The sequence below is a fragment of the Uliginosibacterium aquaticum genome (assembly GCF_012972705.2).
GTDB lineage: Bacteria > Pseudomonadota > Gammaproteobacteria > Burkholderiales > Rhodocyclaceae > Uliginosibacterium > Uliginosibacterium aquaticum.
The window spans coordinates 1,204,656-1,227,472 of record NZ_JABCSC020000001.1 but is presented as its reverse complement, the minus strand read 5'-3'; the positions used below and the strand labels follow the sequence as shown (position 1 = coordinate 1,227,472).

Below are 22,817 nucleotides of genomic sequence, written 5' to 3'. Positions count from 1 at the left end.
GAATTCCGATTGTAGGTGGCCAGGCCCTAGGACACAGAGCTTTTCCGGACGCCCGGGGTGTGGCCCTGTATGATGCGCTCCCCCTCTCCACCCGGCACCTCGCCATGAATTCTCCCGAACACTTCATCCCTGGCAAGGATGCCTCCCTCGAAACCACCATCGCCACCCTGCAGGCCAAGCTTGCCGCAGTGGGCTTCCGTGCCGAGGAACACAGCTGGCTCAACCCGGTGGAAGGCGTATGGTCGGTGCACCTGCGCGAAGCGGATTGCCCCCTGCTCTACACCAACGGCAAGGGTGCGACCCAGCTCGCCGCCCGCGCCAGCGCCCTCGGCGAGTTCTTCGAGCGCCTCTCCTGCAACTATTTCTGGTCGCACTACTACCTCGGTGAAGCCAACGCCAGCGGCCAGTTCGCCCACTATCCGCAGGAAAAATGGTTCGCCACCCACGACGAGTGGGAATGGCCCGAAGGAATCCTGACGCCGGAACTGCAGGCGTTATACAACCCGGATGGCGAAATCGACTCCGAAGCCCTGGTGGATATGAACACCGGCAATCTGGAGCGCGGCATCTGCACGATTCCCTACCTGCGCCAGCGCGATGGTGAAACCGTGTTCATGCCGGTCAACATCATCTCCAACCTGTACGTGAGCAACGGCATGTCGGCCGGCAATACGCCGACCGAAGCCCGCGCCCAGGCCCTGTCCGAAATCCTTGAGCGCCATGTGAAATTCAAGGTCATCCGCGAGGGCCTGTGCCTGCCGGAAGTGCCGGCAGAAGTGATTGCCCGCTACCCGGCCATTGCCGCCGGCATCCAGGGCCTGCGCGAGGCCGGTTTCGGCATTCTGGTGCGTGACGCCTCGCTCGGCGGCGAATACCCGGTCATCAACGTGACCCTGCTGAACCCGCACGATCAGGGCGTATTCGTGAGCTTCGGCGCCCATCCGCGCTTCGAAGTGGCGCTGGAGCGGGCGCTGACCGAACTGCTGCAGGGCCGCGCGCTCGCCGCGCTCGACGGCTTCCCGGCCGCCAGCCACGACCTCGAGGACGTGGCCTCGGTGCCCAACATCGAGATCCACTTTGTGGACTCCTCCGGCACGGTGCACTGGAACTTCCTCGCCAACACGCCGGACTTCGCCTTCTGTGACTGGAACTTCGCCGGCAGCACGGCAGAAGATTTCGAGCGCCTCGCCGCCATCATCCACGCTGCCGGTCACGACATCCTGATCGCGGACTTCACGCATCTAGGCGTGTATACCTGCCGCATCATCGTGCCGGGCATGTCCGAGATCTACCCGCTGGACGAGCTTGATTTCGACAACAACAGCATCGGCAACGAACTGCGCCCGAGCATCCTGCACTGGCAGGACCTCACCGAGCCGCAATGTGCCGAGCTGCTCGAAGCGCTGAACGACATCGATCTGGACGAACAGAAGCCGGTCGCCGCCCTCATCGGTCTGGCCGCCGATCCGGACAGCCTGTGGGCCGACCTGCGTGTGGGCGAACTCAAGTGCCTGCTGGCACTCGCCATCGGCGATGAAGAAGCCGTGGACGCGGGCCTGCTGTGGGTGAGCAACTTCTCCCAGATCAACCCGGCGCGTCGCCGCGTCTATAGCTGCATCGAGAACCTGCTGCGCCTGGACGACGACGAGCGCTACATGGAAGCCCTGCTGGGCCTCTACGGCAAGGAAACCCTGGAGCTGGCCATGGTGACGCTCAGCGGCGAGCTGCGCTTCTTCGGCACGCCCTCGGCGGGGATGAATCTGGAGGGCTGCGTGATGCACGGCAAGCTGCTGGAGGCTTACGCCAAGGTGCAGAAGCTGAAGTAAGCAGCGTTCAAGACATAAAAAAAGCGCCAAAGGCGCTTTTTTTATGGGCGACAACAGCGCTGTCACTTACCCTTCTTGAGCGCAGCCGCCGCCTCTTCGCGCACCCGGCGCGCTTCATCGAGCAGGAACTGCTGGTAGTCCTCCAGATCGCCGTCGAAGGGTTCGACACGGCCCTTGGAGACCAGCCAGAACTCGTCGCACACGGATCTCAATAACGCCCGGTCGTGGCTCACCAGCATCACCGTGCCCTCAAACTCATTGAGTGCCACACCGAGTGCATCGCGCGTGGTGAGATCCAGGTGATTGGTCGGCTCATCGAGCAGCAACAGGTTGGGGCGCTGCCACACGATCATGCACAGCACCAGGCGCGCTTTCTCGCCACCGCTCATGGTGCCGACCGGCTGGTGCACCATCTCGCCGCCGAAATTGAAGGTGCCGAGATAGGTGCGCAAGGCCTGTTCGCCGGTCCCCTGCCCGCCCCTTAGATTGGCAGGCAGGCTCTGAGCCAGGCGCACCATGTGCAACAAGGGCGACGCTTCGGGATCCAGCACGTCCAGCTCCTGCTGGGCGAAGTAGCCGATGTTCAGACCCTTGCCCTCGCTGATCTCGCCATGCGTGGGGATGAGTGCATGGGCCACAGTCTTCACCAGGGTGGATTTGCCCTGGCCGTTGGCACCCAGGATGCCGATGCGCTGGCCGGCCAGCACCGAGCGGTTGATGTTGCGCACGATGGTGGTGGGCGGCGTGCCAGCGGGCGCGTCTTCCGCCGGCGGGTAGCCGAAGCTGGCGTCCAGCATCGACAGCATCGGGTTCGGCACATTGTTCGGTTCCTTGAATTCAAAGGTGAATTCCGCGTCCGCAAGCACCGGAGCGACTTTTTCCATGCGCTCCAGCGCCTTGACCCGGCTCTGTGCCTGCTTGGCCTTGCTGGCTTTGGCCTTGAAGCGGTCGATGAACTTTTGCAGGTGGGCAATCTTGTCCGCCTGCTTGGCCAGCGCCGCTTGCTGCAGCAGCATCTGTTCTGCACGCATTTCCTCGAAGCGGCTGTAGTTGCCGCCGTAGCGCACGAGCTTCGCGTTGTCGACGTGCACCGTCACCTGGGTCACCGCATCGAGGAACTCGCGGTCGTGGCTGATCACCACCATGGTGCCGGCATAGCGCTTGAGCCAAGCTTCGAGCCACACCAGCGCGTCCAGATCCAGGTGATTGGTCGGTTCATCCAGCAGCAGTAGATCCGAGGGACACATCAGGGCGCGCGCCAGTTGCAGACGCATGCGCCAGCCGCCAGAGAAGCTGTTCACCGGCTGATCGAGCTGGGCGGTAGAGAAACCGAGGCCAAGAATCAGGGCCTGGGCGCGCGAAGCCGCATCATGCTCGCCGGCATCGTTGAGCGCCATGTAGGCATGAGCCATGGCCATGCCGTCATCACTCGCCTCGGCAGCAGCGACTTCCGCGCGTGCAGCAAGCAGCACGCTGTCGCCCTCGATCACGAAGTCGGTCGCGCTCTGCTCGGTCTCCGGCATGTCCTGCGCCACCTGGGCCATCTGCCACTGGGTGGGAATCGAGAACTCGCCGCTGTCTTCATGCAGCGTGCCATTGAGCAGACCGAAGAAGGAGGACTTGCCGGCGCCATTGCGGCCAACCAGACCGATCTTTTCACCGGGCGCGAAATTGACTGAGGCGCGGTCGAGCACGACCTTGACGCCACGGCGCAGCGTCACGTTTTTTACGAAAATCATGGAAAAGGCACTTCGAGGGGGGCTGGCATGATACCCCGCCACAGACACCCAAGGCATCAAAAGCCACAGACCCGAGATGAGCGCGCACGAAATCGCCGTAATTCCTTGATCTGCGCACAAAAATTGCGGCACCATGCACCGCTTTCCATACCGTTCCGCATGCCTGTTCAAACGCCTGCGCCGGTCTGCTCACTCAACACTTCTCGTCATGGAGTTCCGCACATGGAAGCCATCGTCAATCAGATCAACAGCATCATCTGGAGCCCAGCCCTGGTCTTCCTGTGCCTGGGCGTGGGCCTCTATTTTTCAGTCCGCACCCGTTTCATGCAGGTTCGCCACATCGGTGAAATGTTCCGCCTGATGTTCGACGGTAAAGGCTCGGACGCCGGCGTATCTTCCTTCCAGGCACTGGCCATGTCACTCTCAGGTCGAGTAGGCACCGGCAACATCGCCGGCGTGGCGGCAGCCATCGCCTACGGTGGCCCTGGGGCGGTGTTCTGGATGTGGATGACGGCTTTCCTCGGCGCCTCCACGGCTTACATTGAGTCCACCCTCGGCCAGATCTACAAGGAACAGAACGACGGCCTTTATCGCGGTGGCCCGGCCTATTACATCGAAAAAGGGCTCGGCTGGAAGAAGTACGCTTGGGTCTTCGCACTCGCCACCATCATCTCGATGGGCTTCCTGCTGCCGGGCGTGCAAGCCAACAGCATCGCCTCCGGCCTCAAGAACTCGCTGGGCATTGCGCCGGAAGTGTCGGCTGCCATCATCGTGGTGCTGCTGGGCCTGATCATCTTTGGCGGCGTAAAACGCATCGCACGCTTCGCCGAGATCGTGGTGCCGTTCATGGCGCTCGGTTACATCCTGATCGCCTGCGTGGTCATCGGCCTCAACATCGAAAAGCTGCCGGGCGTGCTGACCCTCATCTTCAGCAGCGCCTTCGGGGCCGACGCCGCCTTCGGGGCCATGCTCGGCTCAGCCATCCAGTGGGGCGTGAAGCGCGGCGTGTTCTCCAACGAAGCCGGCCAGGGCAGCGGCCCGCACCCGGCGGCGGCGGCGGAAGTGAGCCACCCAGCCAAACAGGGCATCGTGCAGGCCTTCTCGATCTACGTCGATACGCTCTTCGTCTGCTCGGCCACCGCCTTCATGCTGCTGATTACCGGTCTCTACAACGTGAAAGGCCTGGACGGCACGATGCTGAGAAACGCCCTACCCGGCACCGAAGTCGGCCCGGCCTTCACCCAGGCCGCAGTGGAGTCCGTGCTACCCGGCTTCGGCAGCATCTTCGTGGCCGGAGCGCTGTTCTTCTTCGCCTTCACGACCATCGTCGCTTACTACTACATTGCAGAGACCAATGTGGCCTACATCAACCGCAAGGTGGGGCGTCCCTGGCTGCTGTTCGTGCTGAAAGCGGCATCGCTGGCCGCCTGTCTGTATGGTGCTGTGCGCTCGGCTGATCTGGCCTGGACGCTGGGCGATATCGGCGTAGGCATCATGGCCTGGCTCAATATCGTAGCCATCCTGTTCCTGCAAAAGCCCGCACTGGATTCGCTCAAGGATTACGAAGCACAGCAGGCGAAAGGCCTGGAACCGACCTTCCAGACCACTGCAGCAGAGCTGCCGAACGCTGATCTGTGGGTCGGTGAGGACTGAAGACCCCGAGTACCGTGACAGGCGTTCAGCCTGCCCGGTGCGGCTCGGCCAGATATTCGCGCGAGCGCATCTCGATCAGGCGTGACACGGTACGCGGAAATTCCTGAGCATTGGGACCTTCGCGATAGAGCTCGGCGGCCTCAGTCGCTGCGCTGACGATCAGCTTCACCCGCGCTTCGTAGAGCACATCGATCAGCCAGGTGAAACGTCGGGCTTCGTTGCCTTGTTCCCGGGTCATCACCGGCACATTCGACAGTAGTACTGTGTGATATTCGCGGGCGATATCCAGGTAATCGTTCTGCGAGCGCGGGCCACCGCACAAAGTAGCGAAATCGAACCACACCACGCCGGGCGCAACCCTTCGCACCGGCAGCTTGCGCTCCAGTACCGTGATTTCGCCGGGGCTGCCGGGCGTACCCGCCATCTTGCCAAAGTGCCCAGCCAGCTCGCGCTGGGCTGCTTCGTCTGCCGGCGTAATGAAGATATTCATGGATTCAAGACTGCGCAGGCGGTAGTCGGTACCGTCATCGACCTCAACCACGTCGAACTGCTGCTTGATCAAAGCAATGGTCGGCAGGAAATTCTGGCGCTGCAGACCGTTCGGATAGAGTCCATCCGGCGGGTAGTTGGAGGTCATCACGAACACCACGCCGCGCTCGAACAGCGCCTGCAAGAGACGGCCGAGAATCATCGCATCGGCGATGTCGGAAACGTGGAACTCGTCGAAGCACAACAGGCGCGTCTGCTTCGCGATGTCTTCGGCCACCCGGGCGAGTGGGTCATCCTCGTTCTGATGCGCACGCAACTGGGCGTGCATCTCGTGCATGAAGGCATGAAAGTGCACCCGGCGCTTGCGCTTGTAGGGGACGGCGTCGAAGAAGCAATCCATGATGAAGCTCTTGCCCCGCCCCACCCCGCCCCACATGAAAACGCTGCGCGGCAGATCCGGATGAATGAAGAGCTTGCGCAAAGTCGTGCGGCGCTGCGCCTTGAAGCTCAACAGCTCTGAGTAAAGCTGCTGCAAGCGGGAAATCGCGCGCAATTGGGCTGCGTCAGCCTTATAGCCGCGCATACCGAGCAAGGCGTCGTAGGCATCGCGCACGCCGAATTCTGGGACGTTGAGGATCTGATGTGAGTCCATGCTCTTGCCTCGGTAATTCCAGCCTCTGGAAGGTTTGCTCTGTGCAGGGGAAGCGCTACAGAAGGCTCCTGCAAATCTCGTTCGGCGACATGTATGCGAACTTCACTGCAAAACGAAGAAGGGCAAAGGTTTTGGCCTTTGCCCTTCGCTTAAGCTCAGTGCAATCTTTTAGAAGTGCAAAGAACGCTTGTCGACTGCGAGAGCTGCCTCATGCATGGCTTCCGACAGGGTCGGGTGCGCATGGCAGGTACGCGCCAGATCTTCGGCGGCGCCGGCAAACTCCATGGTCACCACAGCTTCGGCAATCAATTCGGAGGCATTGGTGCCGATGATGTGCACGCCCAGGATCTGGTCGGTTTCAGCATGCGCCAGCACCTTGACGAAGCCGGTGGTGTCACCCTGACCGAGCGCGCGCCCGTTAGCCAGGAAAGGAATCTGCCCTTGCTTGTAGGGCACGTTGCCAGCCTTGAGCTCCTGCTCGGTCTTGCCGACCCAGGCGATTTCCGGATGGGTGTAGATGACCCAGGGAATCGTGTCGTGGTTCAGGGTGGTGCCCTGACCCGCGATACGCTCAGCCACCATCACGCCTTCTTCCATGCCCTTGTGCGCCAGCATCGGGCCGGGCACCACGTCGCCCACCGCCCAGACGTTCGGCAGATTAGTGGCGCAGTGGTGATCCACGGCAATCCGGCCGCGCTCGTCGAGCGCGAGGCCCACGGCTTCGGCGTTCAGGCCTGCGGTGTTGGGCACACGGCCCACAGCCACGATGAGCTTGTCGACTTCCAAGGTCTGATCACCGTCATCGTTTTCGTACTTGATGACAACGCTCTTCTTCTTGGGGGTCACTTCCTTGATCTGCACACCCATCTGGATGTTCAGGCCTTGCTTGCTGGTGAAGATCTTCCAGGCTTCCTTGGCCACGTTGGCATCAGCCGCCGCAAGGAAATCCGGCATAGCTTCGAGGATGGTGACTTCGGAGCCGAGGCGCTTCCACACCGAGCTCATTTCGAGGCCGATCACACCAGCACCGATCACGCCGAGGCGCTTGGGTACGCCGGAGATATTCAGCGCACCGATGTTGTCGACCACCAATTGCTGGTCCACCGGGATACCTGGCAGATGGCGCGCGTGCGAACCGGTCGCCACGATGACGTGGGTGGCGGTCACGATTTCTTCACCGATCTTCACCTGCCACTTGCCATCCGCATTGGCCACGAAACTGCCATGCCCAGGAATGAAGGTAACCTTGTACTTCTTGAACAGGCCTTTGATGCCGGTAACCAGCTGGGTGACGATATTGTCCTTGCGCTTGATCATCGAGGGCACATCGATGGTCACGTTATCGGCCTTGATGCCGTGCATGACAAACGAGTGAGTCGCCTGATCGTACAGTTCGGACGAGTGCAGCAGGGCCTTGGACGGAATACAACCCACGTTCAGGCAGGTGCCGCCCAGACGCGGCTCACCCTTGGGGTCGGCATAGGCCTCGGATTCACAGCAGGCGGTCTTCAGGCCCAGCTGAGAAGCACGGATGGCGGCCACGTAACCGGCGGGACCACCACCGATGACTACGACGTCGAATTCTTGGCTCATGTGAATTCCTTATTCCTTGGGTAAAGCTCCGGAGCACCAGCCCCGAAGCATTCGCCGTTATCAGATATCCAGCAGCAGACGGGCCGGATCTTCCAGCGCTTCCTTCATCGCCACCAGACCCAGTACCGCCTCGCGGCCATCGATGATGCGATGGTCATAGGACATGGCGAGGTAGTTGATCGGGCGGATCACGATCTGACCGTTTTCAACCACCGGGCGATCCTTGGTGGCATGGATGCCGAGAATCGCGGACTGTGGCGGGTTGATGATCGGGGTCGAAAGCATCGAGCCGAACACGCCACCGTTGGAGATGGAGAAGGTGCCGCCGGAGAGATCTTCCATGGAGAGCTTGCCCTCCTTGGCCTTGGCACCGAATTCGGCAATCTTCTTCTCGATCTGTGCAATCGACAGCTGGTCGGCATTGCGCAGAATCGGCACCACCAGACCACGCGGCGAACCGACCGCAATACCGATGTCGAAATAGCCGTGATAGACGATGTCATTGCCATCGACAGAGGCGTTCAGCACCGGGTACTTCTTCAGCGCGGCGACTGCGGCCTTGACGAAGAAGGACATGAAGCCGAGCTTGATGCCGTGTTCCTTTTCGAACTTCTCGACGTACTTCTTGCGCAGCTCCATGACCGGAGCCATGTTCACTTCGTTGAAGGTCGTCAGGATGGCGTTGGTAGCTTGCGATTGCAGCAGGCGCTCCGCCACGCGGGCACGCAGGCGGCTCATCGGCACGCGCTCCTCCGGGCGATCGGAGAGTACGGCTTCAACGGCCGGCGGCACAGGCGGTTGCGGCAGAGCGGCAGTTGAAGCTGCGGCCGGAGCGACCACCGCCGGGGCGGAAACCGAGCTGCCCGTAGCAGGCTTGCTCACGCCCAGGGCATCCGCCTTGGTCACACGGCCGCCAGGGCCGGACCCTTGTACCGCGGAGGGATCCACGCCCTTCTCAGCGAGGATCTTGCGGGCGGCCGGGCCGCTACCGGAGGCGGCCGCTGCAGCAGCAGCCGGCGCGGTAGCTGCCGGAGCGGCAGGCGCTGCTGCGGCGGCCGGAGCCACGGCACCAGCCTTGGCTTCAGTGTCGATGTGAGCAATCAATTCGCCACTCACAACGGTGGAGCCATTGCCCTTGACGATCTTGACGATCACGCCATCGGCCGGGGCCGGTGTTTCCAGCACCACCTTGTCGGTTTCAATATCGATCAGGTTCTGGTCGCGCTTCACAGCCTGGCCTTCAACTGCGTGCCAGCTCACCAGGGTCGCTTCGGAAACGGATTCCGACAGTTGCGGCACTTTGACTTCGATGATCATGTTCTGATTCTCCAGTTTTTATCCGTGCTGCTGCGCTCAGGAGCGCGGAGCCAGGTCTTGTCCGAGTTTGCCGAAGGCACCTTCCACCACTTCGCGCTGCTGGGCATTGTGCACCGCGTAGTAGCCCACGGCCGGCGAAGCCGAAGCCGGACGGCTCACCAGATACAGGGTGTGCTTGCTGCCCATCGAGCGGGTCAGGTGCTGACGCGAGGCGATCCAATACCAGGCGCCCTGGTTGCGCGGCTCTTCCTGACACCACACCACTTCCTTGGCATTCGGGTACTTCGCCAGCTCAAGTGCAAATGCATCGTTGGGGAAAGGATACAGCTGCTCCAGACGCACGATGACAGTGTCCTTCAGATCCTTGGCGCGGCGCTCGGCCAGCAGCTCGTAATAGAGCTTGCCGGAGCACACCACTACGCGCTTGACCTTCTTGGCATCGAACTTGTCGACTTCGCCAATCACGGTCTGGAAGCTGCCATTGGCCAGGTCGTCCAGTGAGGAGATGGCATCCTTGTGGCGCAACAGCGATTTTGGTGTCATGACCACCAAGGGTTTGCGCAGCGGACGCACCATCTGGCGACGCAAGAGGTGGAAGATCTGGGCCGGAGTGGAAGGCACGCAAACCTGCCAGTTGTTCTCGGCACACAGCTGCATGTAACGCTCCAGACGACCAGATGAGTGCTCCGGGCCCTGACCTTCGTAACCATGCGGCAGCAGCATGGTGATGCCAGCCTGACGCCCCCACTTGGCTTCGCCGGACGCGATGAACTGGTCGATCACGACTTGGGCGCAATTGCCGAAGTCACCAAACTGGGCTTCCCACACGACGAGCTGGTTCGGCTCGGCCGTGGCGTAGCCATATTCGAAACCCAGGATGCCGGATTCGGACAGCACCGAGTCGATCACCACGAAGGGCGCCTGTTCGGGTTGGATATTGGCCAGCGGCACAAGATTGCCGTCGTCCCACTTTTCGCGGTTCTGATCGTGCAGTACGGCATGGCGGTGGAAGAAAGTGCCACGCCCGCAATCCTGACCAGAGATGCGCACGCCGTAGCCTTGCGCCACCAGCGACGCGTAGGCGAGGTTTTCGGCCATCCCCCAGTCCAGCGGCTGACTGCCATCACCCATAGCCTTGCGGGCCTCAATGATGTTGGAGACGCGGGAATGCAGGGTGAAATCAGCCGGCACATCGACCAGACGCTTGGCCAGACGCTTCAGCTCGGTCATCGGCACGCCAGTCTTGGCATCATCCGTGTATTCCTTCTTGATGAAGGGCGTCCAGTCCTGAGCGAACTTCCGGCTATGGCCGGAAAGCACCGGGTTGTAAAGCAGCTCGCCACGATCCAGATGCTCGCGGTATTCAGCGATCATCTTGTCCGGCTCGTCTGCACTGATTACCCCCTGCCCGACCAGCTTGTCGGCGTACAGCTTGCGCGTACCCGGATGCTGAGCGATCTTCTTGTACATCAGCGGCTGGGTGACCATCGGCTCATCCGCTTCGTTGTGACCGAGCTTGCGATAGCACAACAGATCGATGACAACATCCTTCTTGAAGGTCTGGCGGAATTCGACGGCCAACTGGCAAGCCAGCGCCACCGCTTCCGGATCGTCTGCATTGACGTGGAAGATCGGGCACTCGCCCATCTTGAAGATGTCGGTGCAGTAGATCGAGGAACGCGAATCGCGCGGATCCGAAGTCGTGAAGCCGATCTGGTTGTTGATCACCAGATGCACTGCGCCACCCGTGCCGTAACCACGAGTCTGGCTGAAGTTGAGCAGTTCCTGGTTGATGCCCTGGCCAGCCACTGCAGCATCACCGTGGATCAGCAGCGGCACCACCTGGCTCTTGCTGACGTCATTGCGGCGGGTCTGGCGCGCATAGACGGAGCCCTGCACCACCGGATTCACGATCTCAAGGTGAGAAGGATTGAAGGCCAGAGTCAGGTGCACCGGGCCACCAGCAGTGTTCACGTCGCTGGAGAAGCCCATGTGGTACTTCACGTCACCAGCCGACAGGTCGGAAGCATGCTTGCCTTCAAACTCTTCGAACAGCATCTTGGGCGCCTTGCCCAGCACATTGACCAGCACATTGAGGCGGCCGCGGTGGGCCATGCCAATCACGATTTCCTGCACGCCCAGCGAGCCAGCGGTGTTGATGAAGGTATCCATCGCCACGATCGCCGTATCGCCGCCTTCCAGCGAGAAACGCTTCTGGCCGACGTAACGGGTATGGAGATACTTTTCCAGGGTTTCCGCTGCGGTCAGGCGCTCGAGGATGCGCTTCTTGGTCGGCACATCGAAGGACGGCGTCGAGCGGATCGGCTCCAGACGGCTCTGGATCCAGCGCTTCTGCTGTACGTCGGCCATGTACATGTACTCGACTGCCAACGTGCCACAGTAGGTCTGGCGGGCAGCGTCGAGAATCTCGCGCAGGGATGCCTGGCTCTTTTCCTGAAACTGGAAGGAGCCGATGTTGAAGCTGGTGGAGAGATCCGCTTCGGTGAAGCCGTAATAGGACGGCTCCAGCTCGGCAATCGAGGGGCGCTCCTGGCGCTTAAGCGGATCGATCTGTGCCCAGCGGTTACCAAGGAAGCGGTAGGCGTTGATCATCTGCAGCACGCTGATCTGACGCTTGTCGGCCACACCCGGCGTAGTGACAGCCGCCGACAGCGGCTTACCCTGCTTGGCAATCTGCGCAAACGAAGCGATGACGGGTGCATGAGCCACATCACGACTTGCACCCGGCAGGTTCTGCAGCGAATCGAAATAGTCGCGCCATTGATCCGGCACGTTCGAGGGGTTCTCGAGGTAAGTCTCGTAGAGCTCTTCAATGAACGGCGCATTGCTGCCGAACAGGTAGGAATTGAGCTGGTACTGTCTCATCTTGGATGGCCTTTATCTCTGCGGGGGCTGCTGGTGACCCCCGGTTCTCGGGCGGTGTTCTTGGCTTAACGGAATGCCATCGGCTTCACATCGCGCTGCGGTGCGCCGGTGTAAAGCTGACGCGGACGACCAATCTTCTGCTCCGGATCGCCGATCATTTCGTTCCACTGGGCAATCCAGCCGATGGTGCGGGCCATCGCGAAGATGCCGGTAAAGAGCGACACGGGGATGCCCATGGCCTTCTGCACGATGCCGGAGTAGAAGTCGACGTTCGGGTAGAGCTTGCGGGACACGAAATACTCGTCTTCCAGCGCGATCTTTTCCAGAGCCATCGCCAGCTTGAACATCGGATCGTCCTGCAGGCCCAGTTCATTCAGCACTTCATGGCAGGTTTCACGCATCAGCTTGGCGCGCGGGTCGTAGTTCTTGTAGACGCGGTGACCGAAGCCCATCAGCTTGACGTTGGAGTTCTTGTCCTTCACCTGGGCGATGAACTCACCGATCTTCTCGACACCACCCTGCTTCATGATGTCTTCCAGCATCACCAGACAGGCTTCGTTGGCGCCGCCGTGTGCCGGACCCCACAGACAGGCGATACCGGCGGCGATACAGGCGAAGGGGTTGGCACCCGAGGAGCCGGACAGGCGCACGGTGGAGGTGGAGGCGTTCTGCTCGTGATCGGCGTGCAGGATCAGGATGCGATCCAGCGCACGGGCCAGCACCGGGTTCGGCTCGTACTTCTCGCACGGCGTGGCGAACATCATATGCAGGAAGTTGCTGGAGTAGTCCAGATCATTACGCGGGTACATGAAGGGTTCGCCGATCGTGTACTTGTAGGCCATCGCGGTGATCGTCGGCAGCTTGGCGATCAAACGCATTGCAGCAACGGTACGGTGCTCCGGGTTGGTGATATCCAGAGAATCTTGGTAGTAGGCCGACAGCGAGCCGACCATGCCAACCAGAATCGCCATCGGGTGTGCATCGCGGCGAAAACCTTGATACAGGCGGGTCAGTTGTTCGTGCACCATGGTGTGATCACGCACGGTCTTCACGAACTCGTCGTACTGTGTCTTGCTCGGCAGCTCGCCATGCTTGAGCAAGTAGCAGGTTTCGAGATAGTCGCAGTTCACTGCGAGTTGTTCGATCGGATAGCCGCGATACAGCAGCTCGCCCTTATCGCCATCGATGTAAGTGATCGAGGACTTGCACGCAGCCGTCGACATGAAGCCTGGGTCGAAGGTAAAGGCACCGGTCTTGCCATAGAGCGTGCGGATGTCAATGACATCCGGACCGATGCTGCCGGAGAGCACCGGAAACTCGTAAGACTGGCCATTGAAGCCCAGCGTCGCGGTTTTCTGTGTAGTCATGCCTGCTTTCCCTTCTGTAGAACGTGTAGGTGCTTCTGTTGGTGCTGCTAAGGGTAGGTCCGGTGCGCTCTGCCTGAGCAGCGCCACCATGTTTTTCCACTTCTCGACCGTACATTCCTGCTTGCCGTTGAGCATGGCCCACAATTCGTGGTCATCGCAGGTCAAGAGATCCTGCAGGTCGAGCAGTTGGGCCTCGTCGAGCTTGTCGAGTTCCGTCGCGGCAAAGCGCGTGAAGAACAGGTCAATCTCCAGCAAGCCACGCCGGGCCCGCCATTTGATCTTCTCGCGCAGTGCCTTGTGTTGTGCCATCGATCAGACTGCCCGCGACAACATCAATTCCTTGATCTTGCCGATGGCCTTGGTCGGGTTCAGATGCTTCGGACACACATCCACGCAGTTCATGATGGTGTGGCAACGGAACAGGCGATACGGATCTTCAAGGTTGTCCAGGCGCTCGTTGGTGGCTTCGTCGCGCGTATCGGCGATGAAACGGTAAGCAGCCAGCAGACCGGCTGGACCCACGAATTTGTCGGGGTTCCACCAGAAGCTCGGGCAGCTCGTCGAGCAGCAAGCGCACAGGATGCACTCGTAGAGGCCGTTGAGCTCTTCGCGCTCATCCGGCGTCTGCAGACGCTCTTTCTCGGGCGCCGGCGAGTTGTTCACCACGTACGGCTTGATCGAGTGGTACTGCTTGAAGAACTGGGTCATATCCACAATCAAGTCGCGGATCACCGGCAGACCGGGCAGCGGACGCAGCGTGATCGGCTGCGCGAGACTGTCGATATCGGTCAGGCAGGCCAGACCATTCTTGCCGTTGATGTTCATGGCGTCCGAACCACACACGCCTTCGCGGCAGGAACGGCGATAGGACATCGAGTCATCCAGCGCCTTGATCTTCACAAGCGCGTCGAGCAGCTTGCGGTCAGACGGATCGAGTTCGACAGAGAGGTCCTGCATGTAGGGTGCTGCGTCCTTGTCCGGATCGTAGCGATAGATCTTGAATTTGACGGTACGGGTCATTTTTCTTCAGCTCCCGGCAATCAGTAAGAGCGCGTCTTGAGCGCAACGCTCTCGACAGTCAGCGGTTTCAGGTTCACCGGCTTGTACTCCAGGCGATTGCCTTCGCGGTGCCACAGCGTGTGCTTGAGCCAGTTCGCGTCGTCACGACCATTCGGATGTTCCGGAGTGTCCGGCGCATCGTCGCGCACATGGGCGCCACGCGACTCGGTACGGGCATTAGCCGAGATCATGGTGGCCTTGGCCACTTCGATCAGGTTCTCCAGCTCCAGCGCCTCGATACGGGCTGTGTTCCAGACCTGCGACTTGTCCTTGATCTCGGTCTGCAGCACCTGCTTCTCGATCTCCAGGATCTTGTCCACGCCCTGAGCGAGCATGTCTTTGAAGCGGAACACGCCGGCGTGCGCCTGCATGGTGCGCTGCATGGCCAGACGCGTCTCGTGCACGTCGGCGCCATGGGTCTGCGTGTTCAGACGATTGACGCGTGCCAGCGCCTTGTCGATCTCGCCTTGCGGAATTTCCGGCATGGCAGCAGGTTCGTTCTTGATGAAATCGATCATCGACTCGCCGGAGCTCTTGCCGAAGACCAGCAAATCAAGCAGCGAGTTAGTACCCAGACGATTTGCACCATGCACCGACGCACAAGCGCATTCACCTGCGGCATAGAAGCCGGCAACAGGCTCGCCGTTGGCAACGACTTCACCACGGTAGTTGGTCGGGATGCCACCCATCTGGTAGTGACAGGTCGGCACCACAGGGATCGGCGCCTTAATCGGGTCGGTTCCGGCGAACTGGATCGAGATCTCGCGGATCCCCGGCAGACGCTTGTTGATCACGTCGGCATCAAGGTGGGTGATGTCGAGCAGCACATGGTCCTTGTTGGTACCACAGCCGCGACCTTCATTGATCTCGGTAACCATGGCGCGCGAGACCACGTCACGCGAAGCCAGATCCTTGGCATTCGGTGCGTAGCGTTCCATGAAGCGCTCGCCCGAAGCATTGCGCAGAATGCCGCCTTCGCCGCGCACGCCTTCGGTGATCAGCACGCCCGCACCGGCCACCCCGGTCGGATGGAACTGCCAGAATTCCATATCTTCCAGCGGGATACCGGCACGCGCCGCCATGCCCACGCCGTCACCGGTATTGATGAAGGCGTTGGTCGATGAGTAATAGATACGACCAGCACCACCCGTGGCAAATAAGGTCGCCTTGGCCTGGAACACGGTGATTTCACCCGTTTCCATCTCCATCGCGATCACGCCCAGCACGCGACCATCGGGTGCGCGCAGCATATCCAGCGCCAGCCATTCGACGAAGAACTGGGTGTTGGCGCGCACATTGCGCTGATACAGCGCATGCAGCATGGCATGACCTGTGCGGTCAGCCGCCGCACAGGCGCGACGCACCGGCTTTTCGCCGAAATTCGACATGTGGCCACCGAAGGGGCGCTGATAGATCTTGCCCTCATCGGTGCGGTCAAACGGCATGCCATAGTGCTCAAGCTCGACCACCACTTGCGGCGCCTGCTTGCACATGAACTCGATCGCGTCCTGGTCACCGAGCCAGTCGGAACCCTTGACGGTGTCATACATGTGCCAGGTCCAGTGATCCGGCTCGGAGTTACCCAGCGAAGCGGAAACCCCACCCTGCGCTGCAACGGTATGCGAGCGGGTCGGGAACACCTTGGAGATCACTGCGGTCTTCAGGCCAGATTCAGCCAGAGTCACCGCAGCACGCATGCCGGCGCCACCAGCACCGACGATTACTGCATCAAACGTACGCTTGGCGACTTTCACTTACAGCCTCCACAGGATCTGAGCGACCCAGCCGGCATATCCGGTAAGGGCCAAAAGGGTGATGGCGTGCAGGGTCAGACGCACGCTGATCGGCTTGACGTAATCCATCCAGATGTCGCGCACACCAATCCAGGCATGGAAGAACAGCGACAAAGCGAACAGGAAGGTCACGAACTTGGTAAATCCGCCGCTCATCAGGGCACGCCAGGCAGCGTTATCCCAGGCCGGTAGCGCGGCAATCCGGACCAGCATGTAGACCGTAAAGAAGGCCATCACGGTTCCGGTCACGCGCTGGACCAGCCAGTCGCGAAAACCGTAGTGGGCACCCACTACCAGACGCTTCACCATGTCAGCACCCCCAGAAAAGCGGTCAGAGAAAGGCTGATCACCAGCACAGCCATTGCGCTGGCGCGGGCCGGGGCGAGTTCGATGCCAATATGCATATCCAGTAGCAGGAAGCGAATGCCGGCACAGAAGTGATGCAGATAGGCCCACAGCAGGCCCAGCAGCAAAAGCTTGACTACTGGCAGGCCCAGCAGCGTGAAGGCCATCGCCTGGCGATAGCACTCAAGCTGCTCCGGCGTACCAAGACTGGCACCGAACAATGCGATCAACACAGGCAGACAGAGGAACAAACCAATCCCGCTGATCCGGTGAAGAATCGACACAAACCCGGGCAAGGGCAATCTGATCTGCATGAGATTCAGATGCTTGGGCCTTGCCTTCCTGACTGTAGCTTCTGCCATCGTGCGCACCTCTCTTTTATATGAATCCGGCACCGTTGCGCGCGGCACCGCCCTGTCAATCAACTCAGTTCATTTATATAGAAGTGTTCAGCGGTCGAGTACAGGCCGCGTCTCCACTCCACCGGCTTGTCACCGTAGGTATACGCCAGTCGCTCTACGGAAAGCAGGGGCGTGCTCTCCTGTACATTCAGAACGTCAGCCACCGCACGGTCAGCCGAAACAGCACGAATCTTCTCGGTCGCGCGCACCATGCGCACACCGAAACGGGATTCAAACAGACTGTAGAGCGAGCCTTGCCATTCCTTGAGCATTTCCAGGCTTAAGCCCTGAAAAACATCGCCCGGCAAGTACATTTCATCGATCACCACCGGCTTGCCGTCAAATTTCAGCACCCGACGCACGATGAAGATCTGGCTACCAGGTTCGATACCAAGGTTGCGGGCAGCCTCCTGCCCAGCCTTGCCGCGCAGACATTCGAGCGGCTGACTCTTGGGCAGCACCGGACCGCCATTGACGGCCTTCAGACGCAGAAAGCGGAATACAGCGCGCGGATCCTGATGAGTGGACACGAACGTGCCCTTACCCTGGCGGCGCACAAGGATGTTCTCGGCCGCCAACTCATCAACGGCCTTGCGTACGGTGCCCTGACTCACACCAAAGCGCAGCGCAAGCTCCTGCTCGCTCGGGATCGTTTGCCCGGGAAGCCATTCCCCCGAGTCAAGCGCCTGAACGATTAGATTCTTGATCTGTCGGTACAAGGGGCTGAAAGTTGGCGATTCGTGTGCCATAACGATCATTCAAGCACAAATGACCCACTTCGTCCATATCCTATTCTATATCTTATATAAGACATAAGTTAGCTTTTGACACACCGGCACTCGGAGTATAAACTCCAGCGCAAATACCGCAGCACATAACAGGCAGCACACCCGCAACCCCAACGAGACGCAGCGCGATCAGCGCTTACAAACAGCCCTACAGCTACAAGGAGCCCCGCATGTCCAAGTCGCCCATCCGTGTCACCGTTACCGGCGCTGCCGGTCAGATCGGTTACAGCCTGCTGTTCCGTATTGCTTCGGGCGAAATGCTCGGCAAAGACCAGCCGGTCATCCTGCAACTGCTCGATCTGCCGCAAGCCCAGAAGGCGCTGGCCGGCGTAATCATGGAACTGGAAGACTGTGCTTTCCCGCTATTGGCTGGCGTGATCGCCACTGACGATCCGGCCGTGGCCTTCAAGGACACCCAGGCCGCTCTGCTCGTCGGCGCTCGCCCGCGCGGCCCCGGCATGGAGCGCAAGGACCTGCTCGCCGAAAACGCCAAGATCTTCACCGTGCAAGGCGCCGCCATCGGCCAGTACGCAGATCCGGATTGCCGCGTCCTGGTGGTAGGCAACCCCTGCAACACCAACGCCTACATCGCCAAGGAAAGCGCCAAGAAGTTCGGTCGCGTGCCGGCCAAGAACTTCACCGCTATGCTGCGCCTGGACCACAACCGTGCCCTGTCGCAACTCTCCGGCAAGACCGGTCGCCCGGTTTCCAGCCTGAAGAACCTGATCGTGTGGGGCAACCACAGCCCGACCATGTATGCCGACTACCGCTTCGTCACCAGCAACGGTGACAGCGTGAAGGCCCTGATCAACGACGAAGCCTGGAATCGCGACACCTTCCTGCCCACCGTCGGCAAGCGCGGCGCCGCCATCATCGAAGCCCGCGGCCTGTCCTCCGCAGCCTCGGCAGCAAACGCCGCAATTGACCACATGCACGACTGGTTCCTCGGCTCCAATGGCGAATGGGTCACCATGGGCGTCGAGTCTGATGGCTCCTACGGCATCCCGGCTGGCATCATCTACGGCGTGCCGGTCATCACTGCCAACGGTGAATATAAGCGTGTCGAAGGCCTGGAAATTGACGACTTCTCGCGTGAAAAGATGAACTTCACCCTGAAGGAACTCGAAGAAGAGCGTGCCGGCGTTGCCGACCTGCTTGGCTGATCACCTCCAGCAGCAACAGAGAGCCCAATGAGCATCGCATCCAGCCGCAGCCCCCTGCCCCCGGATGCCGTGCTCTATCCAGAGGGCAGTCCACTGCCCCGGATTCCCGTTGTCGAGCATTTCGCCGGCAGCGAGAAAACCATGCGCAAGGCCATGGCCTTGCAAGCCGAGCGAGGCGCCGTCTTCGACATCACCTGTGATTGCGAAGATGGCGCTCCCGCCGGTGCCGAGCGCGAACACGCCGAGATGATTGCCGCACTCATCATGAGCAGCGATAACCATTTCCAACGCATCGGCGCACGCATTCACGACATCACCCACAGTGCCTGGCGCACCGACCTGGAACAGATCGTCGGCCTCGCAGGCCCCCGCCTGGCTTATCTCGTCCTGCCCAAGGTGCGCGGCGTCTCTGACGTGGAGCGCGTGCTGGCTGCCCTGCGCGAAGTCGCGCAGCAAGGCGGGCTTGAACGCGAAATCCCCTTGCACGTACTGATCGAAACCCACGGTGCGCTGCACCAGGTGTGGGAGATTGCCGCCCTGCCCGGTGTCGAAACTCTGGACTTCGGCCTGATGGATTTCGTCAGCGCTCATCACGGGGCGATTCCAGCCAGCGCTATGCGGAGCCCCGGCCAGTTCGAACACCCGCTGATCATCAGCGCCAAGAGCCGCATCGTCAGCGCAGCCCTGGCACATGGCGTGCTTCCTAGCCACAACGTGTGCACCGAACTGGTGGACATGGCCGTGATCGAAAACGATGCCCGCCGCGCACGCATGGAGGCTGGTTTCCTGCGCATGTGGAGCATTCATCCCAACCAGATCGAGCCCATCCTACGCGGCATGCAACCCAGCGAAGCAGAAGTCGGGACGGCCGGCGAAATCATCCTCGCCGCCCAGGACGCCAGTTGGGGACCGATCCGCCATCAGGATCGCCTGCACGACAGGGCGTCCTATCGCTATTACTGGAGTGTGCTCAAACGGGCACGCACCACCGGCATCACCTTGCAAGATGAAGTATTGAAACGTTTATTCGCGTAACCCAAACCTGTAGAAGCGGCCTCTGGCCGCGAGCGGATTCGCGGCCAGAGGCCGCTTCTACAAAATCAGGAGGAAAGACCGTGCTAGTAGCCTACCGCCAACACGCCGCCGAACGCGCCGCCCTCGGTATCCCGCCCCTTGCGCTGGACGCCAAGCAAACGGCCGATTTGATTGAGCTGCTGAAGAACCCGCCGGCCGGCGAAGAAGCTTTCCTCGTCGACCTGATCACTCACCGCGTACCGCCTGGCGTGGATGATGCCGCACAGGTCAAGGCCTCCTTCCTGGCTGCCGTCGCCCATGGCGATGTGGCCTGCCCGCTGATCTCCAAGGCCAAGGCCACCGAACTGCTCGGCACCATGGTCGGCGGCTATAACGTCAAGCCGCTGATCGACCTGCTCGACGACGCAGCACTGGCCCCTATTGCCGGCGCGGCACTGAAGACCACCCTGCTGATGTTCGATTTCTTCCACGACGTCGCCGAGAAGGCCAAGGCCGGCAATGCCGTAGCGCAGGACGTGATCAAGAGCTGGGCCGAAGCCGAGTGGTTTACCACCCGCCCCGAGTTCCCCGCCAGCATCAAGCTGACCGTGCTGAAGGTGACTGGCGAAACCAATACCGACGATCTGTCCCCGGCACCTGACGCCTGGAGCCGCCCGGACATCCCCCTGCATGCGCTGGCCATGCTCAAGAACACCCGTGCCGGCATCACCCCGGAAGAAGACGGCAAGCGCGGCCCGATCAAGATGATCCAGGACCTCGCCGCCAAGGGTAATCTCGTCGCCTACGTGGGTGACGTGGTCGGCACCGGCTCCTCGCGTAAGTCCGCCACGAATTCCGTACTGTGGTGGACCGGAGAAGACATCCCCTTCGTGCCGAACAAGAAGTTCGGTGGCGTCTGCCTCGGTGGCAAGATCGCTCCGATCTTCTTCAACACCCAGGAAGATGCAGGCGCCCTGCCCATCGAAATCGACGTGGCCAAGATGGACATGGGCGACGAGATCGAACTAAAGGTCGACCACGCGACCGGTAAGGTCACCGCTACCAAGGGCGGCGCCACCATCGCCGAATCGCAACTCAAGACCCTCGTGCTGCTCGACGAAGTGCGCGCCGGCGGCCGTATCAACCTCATCATCGGCCGCAGCCTGACCGGCAAGGCGCGTGAGTTCCTCGGCCTGCCCGTATCCACCCTGTTCCGCCTGCCGCAAGTGCCCGCCGACACCGGCAAGGGCTACACCCTGGCGCAGAAGATGGTCGGCCGCGCCTGTGGCCTGCCTGAGGGCACCGGCATGCGCCCCGGCACCTACTGCGAACCCAAGATGACCTCGGTCGGCTCGCAAGACACCACCGGCCCGATGACCCGCGACGAGCTCAAGGATCTGGCATGTCTGGGCTTCTCGGCCGATCTGGTGATGCAGTCCTTCTGCCACACTGCCGCCTATCCGAAGCCGGTCGATGTGAAGACCCATCGTGAGTTGCCCAAATTCATCTCCAACCGTGGCGGCATCGCCCTGCGCCCGGGTGATGGCGTGATCCACAGCTGGCTGAACCGCATGCTGCTGCCCGACACCGTCGGCACCGGCGGCGACAGCCACACCCGCTTCCCGGTCGGGATCAGCTTCCCAGCCGGCTCCGGTCTGGTGGCGTTTGCCGCGGCCACTGGCGTCATGCCGCTGGACATGCCGGAATCGGTGCTGGTGCGCTTCAAGGGATCGCTGGACGAAGCGCAGAAGCGCGGCGTCACCCTGCGTGACCTGGTGCATGCCATCCCCATGTACGGCATCAAGCAAGGCCTGCTGACGGTCGCCAAGGCCGGCAAGATCAACGAATTCTCGGGTCGCATCCTGGAAATCGAAGGTCTGCCGGATCTGAAGGTGGAACAGGCTTTTGAATTGTCGGATGCCTCCGCCGAACGTTCTGCTGCCGGTTGCACGGTGCGTCTGAACAAGGCCCCTATCGTCGAGTACATGCGCTCCAACATCGTGCTGTTGAAGAACATGATCGCCGACAACTACGCCGACAAGCGCACCCTGGAGCGCCGCATCCAGAAGATGGAAGACTGGATCGCCAATGGCGAATTGCTGGCACCGGATGCGAATGCCGAATACGCTCATGTCATCGAAATCGATCTGGCCGACATCAAGGAACCCATCCTGTGCTGCCCGAACGATCCGGACGATGCCAAGCCGCTGTCCGAGTTGGCCGGCACCAAGATCGATGAAGTCTTCATCGGTTCGTGCATGACCAATATCGGCCACTTCCGCGCCGCCTCCAAGCTACTCGAAGGCAAGCGCGACATCCCGGTCAAGCTGTGGGTCGCCCCGCCGACCAAGATGGACGCTTCCGAGCTGACCAAGGAAGGCCACTACGGCGTCTTCGGCTCGGCCGGTGCGCGCACCGAAATGCCGGGCTGCTCGCTGTGCATGGGCAACCAGGCGCAGGTTCGCGAAGGCGCAACCGTGGTGTCGACCTCGACGCGCAACTTCCCCAACCGCTTGGGCAAGAACACCAACGTGTTCCTGTCCTCGGCCGAAGTCGCGGCGATTGCCTCCAAGCTGGGCCGCCTGCCCACCGTTGCCGAGTACCACGCTGACATGGGCGTGATCAATGCCGACGCCGGCAAGATCTATCGCTACATGAACTTCGATCAGATCAGCGAATACAAGGAAGTGGCCGACGAAGTGAAGGTCTGATCGCCTGTCGCGTTCATCCCT

General features: G+C 61.0%; 16 protein-coding genes. 5 read left to right on the top strand and 11 right to left on the bottom strand.

Features of this window, described 5'->3' with window-relative positions; translation table 11 throughout:
* Nucleotides 1-104 precede the first annotated feature (104 nt).
* Nucleotides 105-1,826, top strand: coding sequence for a 30S ribosomal protein S12 methylthiotransferase accessory factor YcaO (gene ycaO, locus HJ583_RS05585; RefSeq protein ID WP_170020979.1), 1,722 nt, complete (start codon nucleotides 105-107; stop codon nucleotides 1,824-1,826).
* A 62-nt stretch (nucleotides 1,827-1,888) separates the two neighbouring features.
* Here the strand turns inward: ycaO and HJ583_RS05580 are convergent, their stop codons facing one another.
* On the bottom strand, nucleotides 1,889-3,565 hold the full coding sequence (locus HJ583_RS05580) for an ABC-F family ATP-binding cassette domain-containing protein (protein ID WP_170020978.1): 1,677 nt from the start codon (nucleotides 3,563-3,565) through the stop codon (nucleotides 1,889-1,891).
* A 222-nt stretch (nucleotides 3,566-3,787) separates the two neighbouring features.
* On the opposite strand from HJ583_RS05580, the gene HJ583_RS05575 reads away from it, so the two are divergent.
* On the top strand, nucleotides 3,788-5,218 hold the full coding sequence (locus HJ583_RS05575) for an alanine/glycine:cation symporter family protein (RefSeq protein ID WP_170020977.1): 1,431 nt from the start codon (nucleotides 3,788-3,790) through the stop codon (nucleotides 5,216-5,218).
* 25 nt (nucleotides 5,219-5,243) lie between these two features.
* Here HJ583_RS05575 and zapE read toward each other — a convergent pair whose 3' ends face one another.
* The 10 genes from zapE to HJ583_RS05520 all read right to left on the bottom strand — a co-directional run bounded on the left by zapE (nucleotide 5,244) and on the right by HJ583_RS05520 (nucleotide 17,869).
* Nucleotides 5,244-6,359 carry a cell division protein ZapE gene (zapE, locus tag HJ583_RS05570; RefSeq protein WP_170020976.1) on the bottom strand — a complete coding sequence of 372 codons (1,116 nt, stop codon included), beginning with the start codon at nucleotides 6,357-6,359 and terminating at the stop codon, nucleotides 5,244-5,246.
* 168 nt (nucleotides 6,360-6,527) lie between these two features.
* Nucleotides 6,528-7,952 (bottom strand): dihydrolipoyl dehydrogenase, encoded by a 1,425-nt coding sequence (gene lpdA / locus HJ583_RS05565; RefSeq protein ID WP_170020975.1) that lies wholly within the window; start codon nucleotides 7,950-7,952, stop codon nucleotides 6,528-6,530.
* Nucleotides 7,953-8,012: 60 nt separating this feature from the next.
* The gene (gene odhB, locus HJ583_RS05560; RefSeq protein WP_170020974.1) at nucleotides 8,013-9,269 is read right to left on the bottom strand and encodes a 2-oxoglutarate dehydrogenase complex dihydrolipoyllysine-residue succinyltransferase; all 1,257 of its coding nucleotides are present in this window, start codon (nucleotides 9,267-9,269) and stop codon (nucleotides 8,013-8,015) included.
* A gap of 36 nt (nucleotides 9,270-9,305) precedes the next feature.
* Nucleotides 9,306-12,155: a 2-oxoglutarate dehydrogenase E1 component gene (locus HJ583_RS05555; protein ID WP_101941137.1), complete on the bottom strand. Its 2,850-nt coding sequence runs from the start codon at nucleotides 12,153-12,155 to the stop codon at nucleotides 9,306-9,308.
* Between the two features lie 65 nt (nucleotides 12,156-12,220).
* The gene (gene gltA / locus HJ583_RS05550; protein ID WP_235943701.1) at nucleotides 12,221-13,831 is read right to left on the bottom strand and encodes a citrate synthase; all 1,611 of its coding nucleotides are present in this window, start codon (nucleotides 13,829-13,831) and stop codon (nucleotides 12,221-12,223) included.
* Between the two features lie 3 nt (nucleotides 13,832-13,834).
* Nucleotides 13,835-14,542, bottom strand: coding sequence for a succinate dehydrogenase iron-sulfur subunit (locus HJ583_RS05540; RefSeq protein ID WP_170020973.1), 708 nt, complete (start codon nucleotides 14,540-14,542; stop codon nucleotides 13,835-13,837).
* A gap of 20 nt (nucleotides 14,543-14,562) precedes the next feature.
* Nucleotides 14,563-16,335 carry a succinate dehydrogenase flavoprotein subunit gene (sdhA, locus tag HJ583_RS05535; RefSeq protein ID WP_170020972.1) on the bottom strand — a complete coding sequence of 591 codons (1,773 nt, stop codon included), beginning with the start codon at nucleotides 16,333-16,335 and terminating at the stop codon, nucleotides 14,563-14,565.
* Nucleotides 16,336-16,683 (bottom strand): succinate dehydrogenase, hydrophobic membrane anchor protein, encoded by a 348-nt coding sequence (sdhD, locus tag HJ583_RS05530; protein WP_170020971.1) that lies wholly within the window; start codon nucleotides 16,681-16,683, stop codon nucleotides 16,336-16,338.
* Nucleotides 16,677-17,081, bottom strand: a complete 405-nt coding sequence (gene sdhC / locus HJ583_RS05525) for a succinate dehydrogenase, cytochrome b556 subunit (protein ID WP_170020970.1) — start codon at nucleotides 17,079-17,081, stop codon at nucleotides 16,677-16,679. Before sdhC ends, sdhD begins: the two co-directional genes overlap by 7 nt.
* Nucleotides 17,082-17,140: 59 nt before the next feature.
* Nucleotides 17,141-17,869: a GntR family transcriptional regulator gene (locus HJ583_RS05520; protein WP_101941659.1), complete on the bottom strand. Its 729-nt coding sequence runs from the start codon at nucleotides 17,867-17,869 to the stop codon at nucleotides 17,141-17,143.
* A gap of 209 nt (nucleotides 17,870-18,078) precedes the next feature.
* Between HJ583_RS05520 and HJ583_RS05515 the strand changes: the two genes are divergently transcribed.
* The 3 genes from HJ583_RS05515 to acnB all read left to right on the top strand — a co-directional run bounded on the left by HJ583_RS05515 (nucleotide 18,079) and on the right by acnB (nucleotide 22,796).
* Entirely contained in the window at nucleotides 18,079-19,071 is a 993-nt protein-coding gene (locus HJ583_RS05515; RefSeq protein WP_170020969.1) for a malate dehydrogenase, read from the top strand.
* 27 nt (nucleotides 19,072-19,098) lie between these two features.
* Entirely contained in the window at nucleotides 19,099-20,106 is a 1,008-nt protein-coding gene (locus HJ583_RS05510) for an HpcH/HpaI aldolase/citrate lyase family protein (RefSeq protein ID WP_170020968.1), read from the top strand.
* An 80-nt stretch (nucleotides 20,107-20,186) separates the two neighbouring features.
* The gene (gene acnB / locus HJ583_RS05505; protein ID WP_170020967.1) at nucleotides 20,187-22,796 is read left to right on the top strand and encodes a bifunctional aconitate hydratase 2/2-methylisocitrate dehydratase; all 2,610 of its coding nucleotides are present in this window, start codon (nucleotides 20,187-20,189) and stop codon (nucleotides 22,794-22,796) included.
* The last annotated feature ends 21 nt before the right edge of the window (nucleotides 22,797-22,817 follow it).